General features: G+C 44.6%; 15 protein-coding genes. 6 read left to right on the top strand and 9 right to left on the bottom strand.

Annotated features, from left to right (window positions below; all coding sequences use genetic code 11):
* Nucleotides 1-38: 38 nt before the first annotated feature.
* Nucleotides 39-611: a hypothetical protein gene (locus FNC98_RS15360; RefSeq protein ID WP_144035153.1), complete on the bottom strand. Its 573-nt coding sequence runs from the start codon at nucleotides 609-611 to the stop codon at nucleotides 39-41.
* Complete coding sequence (locus FNC98_RS15355) at nucleotides 604-1,386, bottom strand: SURF1 family protein (protein ID WP_144035152.1); 783 nt, start codon at nucleotides 1,384-1,386, stop codon at nucleotides 604-606. Before FNC98_RS15355 ends, FNC98_RS15360 begins: the two co-directional genes overlap by 8 nt.
* Before the next feature lie 38 nt (nucleotides 1,387-1,424).
* Between FNC98_RS15355 and FNC98_RS15350 the strand changes: the two genes are divergently transcribed.
* Nucleotides 1,425-1,640, top strand: a complete 216-nt coding sequence (locus FNC98_RS15350) for a DUF2909 domain-containing protein (RefSeq protein WP_409574559.1) — start codon at nucleotides 1,425-1,427, stop codon at nucleotides 1,638-1,640.
* 35 nt (nucleotides 1,641-1,675) lie between these two features.
* Here the strand turns inward: FNC98_RS15350 and FNC98_RS15345 are convergent, their stop codons facing one another.
* The 5 genes from FNC98_RS15345 to lexA form a co-directional block, all read right to left on the bottom strand.
* Entirely contained in the window at nucleotides 1,676-2,554 is an 879-nt protein-coding gene (locus FNC98_RS15345; protein WP_144035151.1) for a cytochrome c oxidase subunit 3, read from the bottom strand.
* Between the two features lie 46 nt (nucleotides 2,555-2,600).
* Nucleotides 2,601-3,191, bottom strand: a complete 591-nt coding sequence (locus tag FNC98_RS15340; protein ID WP_144035150.1) for a cytochrome c oxidase assembly protein — start codon at nucleotides 3,189-3,191, stop codon at nucleotides 2,601-2,603.
* A gap of 15 nt (nucleotides 3,192-3,206) precedes the next feature.
* On the bottom strand, nucleotides 3,207-4,808 hold the full coding sequence (ctaD, locus tag FNC98_RS15335) for a cytochrome c oxidase subunit I (protein ID WP_144035149.1): 1,602 nt from the start codon (nucleotides 4,806-4,808) through the stop codon (nucleotides 3,207-3,209).
* 10 nt (nucleotides 4,809-4,818) lie between these two features.
* On the bottom strand, nucleotides 4,819-6,363 hold the full coding sequence (gene coxB, locus FNC98_RS15330; protein WP_144035600.1) for a cytochrome c oxidase subunit II: 1,545 nt from the start codon (nucleotides 6,361-6,363) through the stop codon (nucleotides 4,819-4,821).
* A 709-nt stretch (nucleotides 6,364-7,072) separates the two neighbouring features.
* Nucleotides 7,073-7,687 (bottom strand): transcriptional repressor LexA, encoded by a 615-nt coding sequence (gene lexA / locus FNC98_RS15325; protein ID WP_144035148.1) that lies wholly within the window; start codon nucleotides 7,685-7,687, stop codon nucleotides 7,073-7,075.
* 207 nt (nucleotides 7,688-7,894) lie between these two features.
* Here lexA and FNC98_RS15320 point away from each other — a divergent pair, with 207 nt between their 5' ends.
* Entirely contained in the window at nucleotides 7,895-8,611 is a 717-nt protein-coding gene (locus tag FNC98_RS15320) for a hypothetical protein (RefSeq protein WP_144035147.1), read from the top strand.
* A gap of 115 nt (nucleotides 8,612-8,726) precedes the next feature.
* Nucleotides 8,727-9,095, top strand: a complete 369-nt coding sequence (locus FNC98_RS15315) for a hypothetical protein (RefSeq protein WP_144035146.1) — start codon at nucleotides 8,727-8,729, stop codon at nucleotides 9,093-9,095.
* A 386-nt stretch (nucleotides 9,096-9,481) separates the two neighbouring features.
* Here FNC98_RS15315 and FNC98_RS15310 read toward each other — a convergent pair whose 3' ends face one another.
* Nucleotides 9,482-10,414 carry a LysR family transcriptional regulator gene (locus FNC98_RS15310; protein ID WP_144035145.1) on the bottom strand — a complete coding sequence of 311 codons (933 nt, stop codon included), beginning with the start codon at nucleotides 10,412-10,414 and terminating at the stop codon, nucleotides 9,482-9,484.
* A gap of 122 nt (nucleotides 10,415-10,536) precedes the next feature.
* On the opposite strand from FNC98_RS15310, the gene FNC98_RS15305 reads away from it, so the two are divergent.
* The 3 genes from FNC98_RS15305 to FNC98_RS15295 all read left to right on the top strand — a co-directional run bounded on the left by FNC98_RS15305 (nucleotide 10,537) and on the right by FNC98_RS15295 (nucleotide 12,077).
* Nucleotides 10,537-10,767: a hypothetical protein gene (locus FNC98_RS15305; RefSeq protein ID WP_144035144.1), complete on the top strand. Its 231-nt coding sequence runs from the start codon at nucleotides 10,537-10,539 to the stop codon at nucleotides 10,765-10,767.
* Nucleotides 10,757-11,689, top strand: a complete 933-nt coding sequence (locus tag FNC98_RS15300; protein ID WP_144035143.1) for a sodium-dependent bicarbonate transport family permease — start codon at nucleotides 10,757-10,759, stop codon at nucleotides 11,687-11,689. The genes FNC98_RS15305 and FNC98_RS15300 overlap by 11 nt, the downstream gene beginning before the upstream one ends.
* Before the next feature lie 97 nt (nucleotides 11,690-11,786).
* Nucleotides 11,787-12,077, top strand: a complete 291-nt coding sequence (locus FNC98_RS15295) for a VF530 family DNA-binding protein (protein ID WP_144035142.1) — start codon at nucleotides 11,787-11,789, stop codon at nucleotides 12,075-12,077.
* Here the strand turns inward: FNC98_RS15295 and FNC98_RS15290 are convergent, their stop codons facing one another.
* Nucleotides 12,078-13,253, bottom strand: coding sequence for a sugar efflux transporter (locus FNC98_RS15290; RefSeq protein ID WP_144035141.1), 1,176 nt, complete (start codon nucleotides 13,251-13,253; stop codon nucleotides 12,078-12,080). It lies immediately after the preceding gene.
* Nucleotide 13,254 lies beyond the last annotated feature (1 nt).

Here is a 13,254-nt window from a genome sequence, read left to right as displayed (position 1 = left end):
TTTGTTGTATTGGTTACGGTTTGTTCTGGTGGTTTTCGTTATCCGATTCGTGAGTACTTCAATAATTTGCGCATATCGGACAATAAATCTTTAGAGAATTGTTTAAATTCTTCTTCGCTTTCCGGGCGCTTGTAAATCATCATCACATTACCCAAAGGATCGGCAATATAAACCTGACTAGGCAACACCCTCAGGGTTGCTTGCGCTGAGGAGGGTTGCACCTGCCAGTGATTGCTATTCAGTTTGCCGAGTAATTCCTGATGAGTACCAACGGGATCCATCACTAAAGGTGTGACTCTGGGCGTTTCTTTACCGAGCGCCAGATACGTTTGATTAATGGAAAATAAAGTTTTGTCGCATTTTTCGTCGCAATACTGTGGCAGGCCATAGATAATCAGCCATTGCTTATCGACGCTATCGGTTGCTACACCAAGTTCTTTTAGATCTAACGGATGTTCCAGCAACGAACCTTGATTGGTTACGCCCTCATTGAACCAATGATTATTCAGGGCAAGCTTGGCAATGATCACTGGGATGACGAATACACCGATGACCATAATGAGACTTAGACGAGACTTAAGCTTTGACGGAGATTGCTGAGGTTCAGTCATGAGTTTTACTTCCTTTGTTATTCTTATATGCGGCCCAAATCATTAACGATAAAAAAGCAGCTGCCAGGCTAAACCATTGCCAGGCATACCCGCGGTGTTTTTCGGGTGGCATTACGATGGGATGCCAGTTCTTTTTATAACCAATTGTGACATCGCGGTCGAGATAAATCGCAACCGGTGCAAGATTAAATTTCAGGTGCTCGGCAATGGCTTCGGGACTGATATGTTGTACGCGTTGCGGCCAGTTATCGTGCAATGCCTGAGCATATTGAAATACTGGGTCTTCGATAACCCGAACTCGTCCGGTAAATTGATAAGCTTGTTGCAGCGCATCGATTTTCGGTAACACTGAGCGGTCGAGGCTACCGGCAATCCAACCCAGGTTAACTAATATACTCTGACCGCTAGATTCATCTTGAAACGGGATGAATACCCGGTAGCCGGTTTTGCCATTATCGGTCTGGTTATCGAGTAGGAAAACGAAATCGTTGAGGAATGTTCCGGTAAGCTTTACCGGTAAATCATTAAGCTGGTCTGGTTGTTGTTGATAGTCAATATCACTAAGGGATAATGGTTGTGTAGCGGTTAATTCCTGCATCCGCGCCAGGCGTTCAAACTTTTCATCGGCGCGTTGCCATTGCCATAATCCAAGCTTGATTAATGATGAAAATACCAGCAAGGTAAACAATATCCATGGCCATCGCCATTCACTGATGATGGTGATAAACATGTGATTGGATGAGTGTTTGTGTTTTGATTTAACTGACTCTGCCATTACAACTTCTAATAAAAACAACGAACAATGGAGGTATCTTGGATACGTTATTTAAAATTCTGATCGTGGTTTTACTTGCCACGATGATCTACAACTTGTTTCGTGCCATGCGCCTGATGGTTAAAAAACCTCAAGGGCAGGAAAAAATGTCCAAATTTATTGGTCGACGCGTACTTATTTCAGCGCTGATTATTGTGTTAATTCTTATCGGTATGGCGACGGGCATTATCACCCCAAACCCCAGACCGGTTTAAAGGTTGGGGTTCAAGCCCCAACCTCTACTTTTTGTTTATAGGATGTATACGAATACGAAAAGTAGTACCCACACCACATCAACAAAGTGCCAGTACCAACTGGTTGCCTGGAAAGCAAAATGGTTATCCGGGGTAAAATGACCGCGATTAATTCTTAAGAACATCACGATTAACATGATGGTACCTAAGGTTACGTGCATACCGTGGAAACCGGTTAACAGGTAGAAGGTGTTACCGTAAATACCACTGGTCAGGGTTAAATCCATATCCGCGTATGCGTGCTGATATTCCAGTACCTGTAGCACCAGGAATACGGAACCTAATAAAATCGTTGTTCCTAACCAGAACTTCAATGACGCACGTTTATCCTGCTCTAATGCCATGTGGGCAAAATGCGCAGTAAACGACGAGGTCAATAGTAAAATGGTGTTAATCAGCGGCAACCCATACCAGCCCATCGCTTCAGTTGTGGTGCCATCTGGGGTTTTAATTAACGGCCAGGTAGCCTGAAACTCAGGCCACAATACGTTCCAGGTTTCAAAGTTATTGCCTTCACCGCCAAGCCAGGGCACGGACAGCATACGGGCATAAAACAAGGCACCGAAAAATGCGGCGAAGAACATTACTTCTGAGAAAATAAACCAACTCATTCCCTGGCGAAATGACGCGTCCATTTGTGCGGAGTACTTACCGGCCATGGATTCATTGATGACATTACTAAACCAACCAAACATCATGTAAATGATCATGGCAATACCAGCAAGTAGGATGTAACCCCCTAAACCCTCACCAGTATCAAGGTTTGCAACATAGCTACCGGCACCGATAGCAATTAAAAACAGTGCTACTGCACCAACAATGGGCCAGTGACTTTGCTCTGGCACATAATAATTTTCGTAATCTTTACTCGACATAAGATTTCCTTCATTCCCCAATGTTTTATGCATTACCTGATAAAGTCTATGAACCCTCGCTCGCGGTTATGTCATACAAGGTGTAGGACAAGGTAAGCTCGGTCATATCTTCAGGTAAGTCCGGATCGACATAAAACTGCAATGGCATCCAGATATCTTCATTAGCCTGTAATGGCTGCTGGTTAAAACAGAAACATTCTATTTTCTGAAAGTAATTCGCAGCCTGGCCCGGTGAAACACTTGGTACCGCTTGCGCTACCGCATGATCGCCGGTGTTATTTTTGGCATAAAACTTCACAAATTTCATTTCACCCGGGTGAACCTGGATGGAATTCATTTCTGGTTCAAACTGCCAGGCGGCATTTTTAGCAGTGCGACTGATAAACTGCACCGTAATGGTTCGACTTTCGTCTACGCCATCCGCCTGATAGGTTGTCGCCTCAGTGGCGGTCTTGCCGTTTAAACCGGTTATTTCACAAAACACGTCATAGAGAGGTACCAAAGCAAAACCAAACCCGAACATAGCAACGACTGTGATACATAACTTAACAACAGATTTTTTTATCTGTGGTTGGTTTTGATCCGACACCTGTTCTGGTGATTGTTCTGGTTTTTGCTCTGGTGTTTTCTCTGACATGGCTACCTCACTAAATTAATCGACTTTCGGTGGTGTAGAGAAGGTGTGGTATGGTGCCGGTGAAGCCACCGTCCATTCCAGGCCTTGGGCGCCTTCCCAGGATTTCGCTTCTGCTTGTTTACCGGCGCGAATACACTTGATAACCAGTACCAGGAATATCAACTGCGACAAACCGAACGCGAAACCACCAATACTTACCCACTTGTTAAAGTCAGCAAATTGCAATGCATAATCCGGAATACGACGTGGCATACCGGCCAGACCAAGGAAGTGCATTGGGAAGAACAGCACGTTTACTGAAACCATCGAACACCAGAAATGCCATTTGCCCAGTCTTTCGCTATACATATGACCAGTCCATTTCGGTAGCCAGTAATAAACCGCTGCAAAAATCGAGAATAATGAACCGGTTACCAGAACATAATGGAAATGGGCAACGACGAAATAGGTATCATGATATTGGAAATCCACCGGTGTCATTGCCAGCATCAACCCTGAGAAACCACCGATAGTAAACAAAATCACAAAGGCGATAGAGAAAAGCATTGGGGTTTCGAAAGTAATGGCGCCGCGCCACATGGTTGCTACCCAGTTAAATACCTTAACCCCGGTAGGGACGGCGATTAACATGGTGCAGTACATGAAGAACAATTCTCCCGCTAGCGGCATACCCGTAGTAAACATATGGTGAGCCCATACGATAAATGACAGGAATGCGATTGAGGCGGTAGCGTAAACCATTGAGCTGTAACCAAATAATGGTTTTCTAGAAAATGCAGGAATGGTTGTCGATACGATACCAAATGCCGGCAATATCATGATGTAAACTTCGGGATGACCGAAGAACCAGAAGATATGCTGGAATAAAACCGGGTCACCACCACCAGCGGCATCAAAGAAAGATGTACCGAAATAGGTGTCAGTTAATACCATAGTTACGGTACCTGCCAGTACCGGCATAACGGCGATTAACAGGTAAGCGGTAATGAAGAAGGTCCATACGAACAATGGCATTTTCATGTAAGTCATGCCAGGCGCACGCATATTCATGATAGTAACGATAATGTTGATCGCACCCATGATTGAGGATATCCCCATAATATGGACAGCGAATACAAAGAATGCGGTACTACCATTTGAATAGGTTGTAGATAATGGCGCGTAGAAGGTCCATCCGAAGTTAGGACCACCACCTTCCATAAATAGCGAAGCTAAAAGAATCGCGAACGCGAAAGGTAAAATCCAGAAGCTCCAGTTATTCAAGCGTGGTAGCGCCATATCCGGCGCTCCAATCATCATCGGGATCATCCAGTTCGCCAAACCTGTAAAGGCCGGCATGATGGCACCAAATACCATGATCAGACCATGTACTGTGGTCATCTGGTTAAAAAAGTCTGGTTCTACAATTTGCAGACCCGGCTGGAATAATTCTGCCCGGATGACCATAGCCATGGCACCACCGGTTAACAGCATTATGAAAGAGAACCACAGATATAAAGAACCAATGTCTTTATGGTTGGTTGTTAAAAGCCAACGTTTGATGCCAGTCATTTTGTGATCGGCATGATGATCATGATGCTCATCCACGTTTTCAATTGTGTCTGTTACAGTCGTCATGTCTTACCTCTTATTCTTGCTTGGCATCGATATCGCTTGCTTGCACAAGCTCACCGGTGTCATTACCCCAGGCGTTTCGCTCATAAGTAATAACAGCCGCCATCTCACGGGCATTTAACTGATCTTTAAAGCCCATCATTGCCGTTCCAGGTTTGCCGTTTTTCACCATTTCGATGTGAGCCGGGATATCCTGGGTAACCATTGGACTGCCTTTAAGAGCCGGGAATGCCGGTGGTAAACCCGCACCATTGGCTTGGTGACAAGCAGCACATTTGGCGATGTAGACTTTTTCACCTTCGGCCATCAGTTGTTCCATGGTCGCAGGTTCACTGATGCTAGCGGTATCTTCTGATGCTTCTGATTTCTCAGAAACCAGTGCGACAGTTTCAACACTCTTTTCAGCAGATTCTTTGCTGTCTTCTGCTTTAACTTCCGCAGATTGAGCAGGAGCTGCAAGGGCATTAACGTCGGCAGGCTGAACCATTTCACCGGTATTGTTACCCCAGGCATTACGCTCGTAAGTCACAACAGCAGCTAGTTGTTTAAGGTTTAATTGCTTACCAAAACCAGCCATCGAAGTACCCGCTTTACCGTTAAGAACGATGTCAATGTGTGCGGCTTTATCTTCGGTAACCATTGGGCTGCCTTTCAATGCTGGGAACGCCGGTGGTAAACCCATACCATTGGTTTGGTGACAGGCTGCACAGTAGGCTACGTAGGTTTCTTCACCTAAGCTCATCAACTCTTCCATCGACATGGTAGATGCCAGAGATTCTTGCTCAGCAAGCTTAGCTTCTTCGATAGCCAGCTTTTGCTCTTCAATCCACATGGCGTAATCGGCTTCAGATTTCACCTCAACAACCACTGGCATATAGCCATGGTCTTTACCGCACAGCTCAGCACATTGACCGCGATAGATACCCGGTTCATTTACCTTGGTCCAGGCTTCATTAATAAAGCCCGGGTTGGCATCTTGCTTAACGGCAAAATCCGGAACCCACCAGGAGTGAATAACGTCATCAGAGGTAATAAGGAAACGTACTTTCTTGTTAACCGGGATAACCAGGTGTTTATCTACCTCTAGTAGGTAGTTCTCACCTTTGGTCACATAGTTACCATCACGGTTATCAAATTGATCTTTCGGCGTAGTGAGTACGGAATAGAACTCAATATCGGAATCAAAATACTTGTAATGCCATTTCCATTGCGAACCAGTCACCTGAATGGTGATGTCGGAATTGTCATTATTTTCCATGGCGATTAGGGTCTTAGTAGCAGGCCAGGCCATACCAATAAGAATAATAATGGGAATAGCAGTCCAAAGTATTTCAACTTTAGTGCTTTCGTGGAAGGTGGCGGGTTTAACACCTTTAGATTTGCGATGAAAAATCATCGACCAGAACATGGCGCCGAACACCACAATACCGATGGCAGTACAAATCCACATTACCAACATATGCAGCCCGAACACTTCCTGACTGATATCGGTGACACCTTTGGTCATGTTTAACTGCATGTCTGCCCAAGCTGCGCTGGAAAACAAACTCCCCAACATCAGCCAACCCAGGTTACGTCTCTTCACTAGACATCTCCTCTGCTTTAGCGAACAAAGACAGAAACAAGTGACAGGATACAACTGAATTCGATGTCTCAAATTTCCGTAAAATTTATATTTGTTATAGAGAGTTGCTTAAACCTTCAGGTAATTGATTGTCATTCTGAATGTAACTAACTCTCACTTTCTTACGTACCGCATTCCTACATCGAAGAAGTGGTAGGATTTAGCGTAATTATTATGATTATGACTAATTCAGGTTCTAGGATTACTCAATTTTTCATCAAGGTCTAGTGCTTTAAAGGGTTAATTTGCACTTTTTTTGAACGAAATCTGTAGAGTAATTGCTCATATCGTGAGCGCAGGAATTGATTTGGCAGGGAATAAGAAAAATATGAGTGCAATTTCTAGTGGTGTAAATAACACATTTATGTGCTTTACAAGTGGTTAAAAAGTATTCGTTAATTTAAGGGGGTTGGAGAAATAAACAAAGATAGGAAAAACTACCTGAAAAGGGACCGGCCAAGTATCCCTGGATGTGATTCAGGTAGTTGAAAAAATAATCGACGACAGACGACAGACTACTGAACACACTCTAAATCGTCATTCCCTGCCACGACAGGGAATCAAAGAAAGGACATTAGCACATTGCATATTCGCAAGATTGCTCTTACTGCATTCTGCCACCTTTACACTTTACTCTTCTTTTTTACATCCAATCGGCATTACGAATAACACCAACGGCAATACCTTCAATATTAAAATGTTGGCTGGTTAAATCGACTTTAATTGGATCAAAGTCTTCATTTTCTGCGTGCAGATAAACCACATTACCTTCGCGCTTGTAACGCTTGACCGTAACATCTTCTTCTACACGGGCAACAACTACCTGGCCATTGTGGATATCCGTGGTTTGATGAACCGCTAGTAAATCACCATCGAGAATACCAATATCTTTCATACTTTCGCCGTTAACGCGCAGCAGGTAATCTGCGGCAGGGTGAAACAGGTTGCCATCTATCTGGTATCTATCTTCAACATGTTCCTGAGCAAGAATCGGTTCACCCGCAGCAACGCGACCAATTAATGGTAATCCAAGCTCTTCGTTATGCTCGTCCGCTAAGCGAATACCACGAGAAGTACCTGGTAACATTTCGATAAAACCTTTCTTGGCGAGCGCCTTTAAATGCTCCTCCGCAGCATTCGCTGATTTAAAGCCGAAAAAATCGGCAATCTCCGCTCGTGTTGGCGGCATACCAGTGTCTGCGATCTTTTCTTTTATTAAATCAAAAATTTGTGATTGGCGTGGGGTTAACGGACGCATAACATTCCTGTCTATCTGTACAGTACATTGTACTGTCAGTATATACAGTTGATTATCAAAAGCAAATCAAAACTGGTTTAAGGTGATTTTTGAATAATCCTTAAACTGATTCCCTAATTGCCATGTCTGGAAGATGTTTATATAGTGAACGAAAAGCATTGATGAGGTGTGTGGTATCAAGGCATTTAATTTCACAAGGAAGATACCATGCAACAAGATGATAACTATAAGCGCGTATATCTTTGGTTAATGATCCCCTTGGTGATCACCCTATGCGGTTTTTCATTAAGCTATTTTTTACGGTTTGCGCAAATGAGCTGGGAACAGCATGCCCATGGCTTGTCGGCCATGTTGTGGATGTTGCTGTTAATCGTGCAACCATACATTGCGGTCAATAAGAATAACCGCTCGCTGCATAGAAACCTCGGAAAATTAGGCATACTGCTGGCCGGTATTGTTGCAGGTACAGCGATATCGGCGATTGACAATAATATTGCTTTCGCATTAAAAGACGGCACCCCAGAGCCATTTAAGGTATTCATGTATGGCGTCAGTATTGTTGATTTGTTTCTGGTTTCGGGGTTTATTTATCTGGTCGCGAAAGCCATTCTCAACACCAAGGATACCCGTGAACACAGCACTTACATGATAGCGACAGCCCTATTGCTGTTATCTCCAGGATTAACCCGGTTACTGGTTTACATTGGGGCATTGGGTTTTGATCTGAAAATTATTCCCCTGCACACCTTACCCATTGCAACCGCCACGGTATTACTGGCTTCTAGCTGGTTTATGTATCGTTATAATCGTCTTAATCATCCCGCCTACTATGTGATTTTATTGGTGTCTGTTTCGGCATTTGCGGTGCCGATAATGGGAGAAAGCGAATCAGTCAGAGAACTGATGGATAGAGTTTTTGCTTAAAAGAATGCAGGTGTTTATATTTATTTTTATCTAATCAAGTGTTAGAAAACATCTATTTTTATCTATGTAAAAAATGATCCATCCTTTTTAAAGAGTTTATTAGAAGGGGTTGATTATGAAATGTTTTATTCGAGCAAATAATATCAAAATGACGTCCCGCTACCGGGCTTTCATACAACGCGAAGTTGAGCACGCCTTTGCCCGTGTTGATGAAAGAATCCGTTATGTGGTGGTAAGCTTTCGAGATATCAATGGCACCCGGGGTGGACGTGATAAACAGTGTTCGGTGAGGGTTGCCGGCGATCGGGTCTTTGATGTTCATATCATGGCCGCCCAGGACAGTGTGCATCTGGCATTTTCCAACGCATTGGGCAGGGCTCAGCAAACCTTTATCCGCCGGGTGAAAAAAGTTCTGTGTCGTTTCAAACGACGTAACGCCTTGTATCGCAATCGCGATATTCGTCTGTTAACCGCATTGCATTAATTGTTATTAGAATGACTTCCTAGGTGGATTGTTTGTCGACCTCCCAACGATGAGCAATTCCTTTCGCTGTACCTTGAGTGCCTGCAAAGGCACTCTTTTTTGTATAGGGACATACTTATCCTCCCGCACCATGGATGGTAGCAAGGGAGGGTTTGTATCTCTCCTAACGAGTAGTAGCAAGGGAGGGTTTGCACATGGACATACTAATCCTCCCGTACCATGGATGGTTACCTACATGGATCTAGATATATCGATTGTGTCTGTCGTTACACGGATGTAACGTATTAGAGCAATGCATGGAGCAATTGCCGAGAACTGACAATCGATTCACGGGAGCGTTTGTATATGGGAGGTGCTAGTAAGGGTTTATTTGCTCGACATAAATATTATAACTTCACCGCTTTAACCATCATTTCCCGACCTTCAGTTTCGACATAATTCAGAAACACTTTAGCGATGGGCGACAGGCTCTGAGCCTTTAACCATGAAAATGACCATTTCGACTGGATCGGCAGAGATTCTACATTGATGACTTTGACATCATAAATTTCACCAAAGGCTAAGGTATGAGCGGACAATATTGAAACGCCGAGATTGGAGAGCACAGAATGGATAATGGCTTCATTACTGGCAATGGTCATTTTAACATTCGGTTTTATCTGTTGTTTATCAAAAAATGCTTCCGTGGCAAATCGAGTACCAGAGCCATTTTCACGGATGAGAAAGTCTTCCTGACAAAACTCTTCCAGCGTTACCCGTTTCTTTTTCGTCAGCGGGTGATTGGCTTCGGCAATGGCAACCAAATCGTTAGGCATAAACTCAATAACATCGATATCCAACCCTTCCGGTAGGTGACTGAAAACATAAAAATCGTCCAGGCCTTGCTCGAGTCTCTCAATTACCTGGCGACGGTTGGCAACCGTAAACTGGATATCAATACCTGGATAGCGCTTGCAAAATGGACCAAGCAGGTGCGGGATAAAATATTTCGCTGTGGTTGCGCAGGCAAGGCGCAATGTACCGGTTTTCAGGCCTCTTAGATTCGATAATTGCATATCTAACTTTTCACAGCTTTGCAGAATATTTTTTGCCGTTTCTACCGTCGCCAATCCGGCATCGGTGAACTTGAGTTTCTTTCCAACCTGCTGGTAGAGCGGCAGGCCAATGGCCTCACTAAGTTTTTTTAGTTGCATCGAAACCGTAGGTTGCGTCAGGAACAGGGTTTCTGAAGCGGCCTTTACACTACCTCCCTGAAAGACAGCGAGGAGAATCTCCAGTTGTCGGAATGTGCCTATATGAGCATGTAATCGGGACGCCATGTTGTCTCCTTTTCGCATTTTCTGTTGATCTTAGATGAATATCTATGGATTGATTAGTTTATATCTATTTTTATCTAATTTTTGGCAAAGGTACAATCCTGCAGATTTTTACCGGAGGTGCTATGAATAAACAAACCTGGCTATTTGCTCTAATTACCAGCTCTACGTTGTTGCTGTTTTATTTGATCAGTTCCCATATCGGTCATCAGGCGCCGGGCTTTGCGCTAGCGGCAGGGGGAATCCTTGCGGTAACTGTGTTTAATGTTGGCAAGCTTTGGGTGGCAAAAGGTCGTTCTCAACTGTGTGCGAAAAGAGAAGGTCTGTTTTCGGAGATAAACCAACATGGTAATTGATGCTGTCGTTGCGTTTTTTATCCTTGGGGTTATCTGCCAACTGTCGGGTGCCAAATTAACTTTTAGTGATGGTTTGTATAAATCCATCAGTATGTTTTTGATGATCGCCATAGGCTTAAAAGGCGGTATCGCCCTACAACAGCACGTCGATATCGCTCTACTGAAAATGTCGGTGTTGGTACTGATATTCGGCGCAATCTTGCCGTTAGTCGCCTATCCATTGCTTCGCTATTTCGGTGGTATCAGTAAGATAGATGCAGGCGCTGTTGCAGCCCATTACGGTTCAGTCAGTGTCGCAACCTATGCAGTGGCAATCGCGCTGCTAGAATCTCAAAACATACAATACGAAGCCTACTTCCCGTTATTCGTGGTACTGCTGGAAATGCCTGCAATTATTACCGGCCTGGTATTGGCAAAAGGCAGTTTTGCCAGTGTAAACGGTGCGTTTATCAAAAAGGAATTATTGGCTAATCAAAGTATTTTATTGATGGTTGGTAGTTTATTAATCGGTTATTTTGGTGGTCAGAGTGTTGAAAAGCTAAGCCCATTTTTCCTTGATTTATTCACCGGCATTTTAGCCTTATTCTTGCTGAAAATGGGGTTGGTTGCGGCGGAGCAATTGAGCTCACTTAGAAAAAACAGTCTGTTTTTAATCTGTTTCGCCATACTCATGCCGCTATTGGGTGGCATCGCAGGCACCGGCCTTGGGGTTTATCTGCAGTTTAGTGCTGGCGGCATAGCGCTGATGGCAATATTAGGGGCTAGCGCATCATACATAGCGGTGCCTGCCGCGATGAAGCAGAGCCTGCCTGAAGCGAATGCGGGTATGTCGATCACCGCGTCACTGGGTATCACCTTTCCATTTAACGTGATGATTGGCGTGCCGTTTTTCATTGCTCTGGGTCAGTATCTATCGGTATAGGTTTTCGATTTCGGGTGCTAAAGTCAGGGATAGTTCTTTAGCACTGAGGCCTGCTGGTATAAACTTAAGGGCAATATTCCGTACAAATAAAGTCGTTATGGCATCGCAGCAACCCAACAACCCCTTACACGGTATCACTTTGGAACACATCGTCGTGACACTGCAGCAAAAATTCGGTTGGCAGACCCTTGGTGAACACGTCAAAATCAACTGCTTTCGTAATGATCCATCGGTAAAATCATCTTTAAAGTTTCTACGACGCACGCCATGGGCAAGAGCTCAGGTTGAGCAGCTTTACATTGAAACCATAGTTCACGGTGAAGCCATATCATCGGATGTGGTTCAGGATCCCGATCCCTGGGCTGATTTCCAGTCAAAGCAAGACTGATCAACAATGCCCGTCCTGAGGTTGAAATCGCATAAAACCGATTAGTGCCAAAAGGGCGATGATGATGGCAATCATGGCACCGATGGAAGCGTACTGGAAACTGCTGAACTGGGCAATCAAACCTGTCAGACTCGTTCCCATCATCATGCCTATTTTCAGAGAATTGGAATAGCTCGCAGAAGTAAAGCCTATCCTCTCGGGGATCTGCTCCTGCATTAATGTCAGTCCGACACCGGCAAACAACCCATAAAACAGCGCATTAATGGTCTGCAAGGCAATGAAGTGCCAGATTTGCGTGGCGTTAAAGATGCCAAGATAAAAAATCAACGCAAAGATAAAAGCCATTATCAGTACCCATTCTTTCGAAATCCGGCGAGCTAAATTTGCACTAAAGAGCATCACGGGTATTTCTAAGCAGGCCACTAGCCCCATGAACACGCCTGGCCAATGAGTGGCGAAACCTAGCTCTCGGGAAACATACAAGGGCAAGGACGATGAGTACATTAGATTCGCGGCCATGCCTGCAGCCATAGCAGCGGCTAATAACCAGAAACTGAAATGTGGGTGGGCAATTTCCTGAGATGTTTTAACCGCCTGTTGTTGGTTGGAGTCTGGAACCCCAAAACGCAGATAAAGTAAGGCAATCAGCGCACAGGCACCTGCGGCATAAAAGGATGTCTGGTAGCTAAATGCCGAGGCCAGAGCAAACGCCAGCGGAGGGCCCGTCATCCAGGCAAAGGAAATCGCCGCCCTGACCCTGGCATTAAAAACTGTGGTATCCACCCGGTTTGCATTGGCCCATTGCCGTCCCAGAGTCAGCATTTGCGGTGTCGCTGAATTTCCTAAAGCCATAAAGACGATACCAGTAAGCCAAACCAGGAAGAAGGTTTCGGTATTGGCATATATGAATACCGCGACCATAAAGCTGCAAATGGCAATGGAGAATAGCTGTCTGGGATTGCTGCCGCGATCTGCTTTGTTACCAAGCCATTGACTGATAATCAGGCCGGACAGGGTAACGGATACAGTATACACACCTATCATCATAGGTTCGGTGCCAAGGCCGTCAACCAAAAATAAACTCATTAATGGATAGATCAATGAGCTCGCCAGGCCCGCAAATGCGCTGAGCAGATAAAAGCGAAAACTTACGCGTTGTTTGCTGGTTTCAGACATG

The sequence above is a fragment of the Thalassotalea sp. PS06 genome (genome assembly GCF_007197775.1).
In the GTDB taxonomy this organism is placed as follows: domain Bacteria; phylum Pseudomonadota; class Gammaproteobacteria; order Enterobacterales; family Alteromonadaceae; genus Thalassotalea_A.
This window is presented reverse-complemented; position numbering and strand designations above follow the sequence as displayed.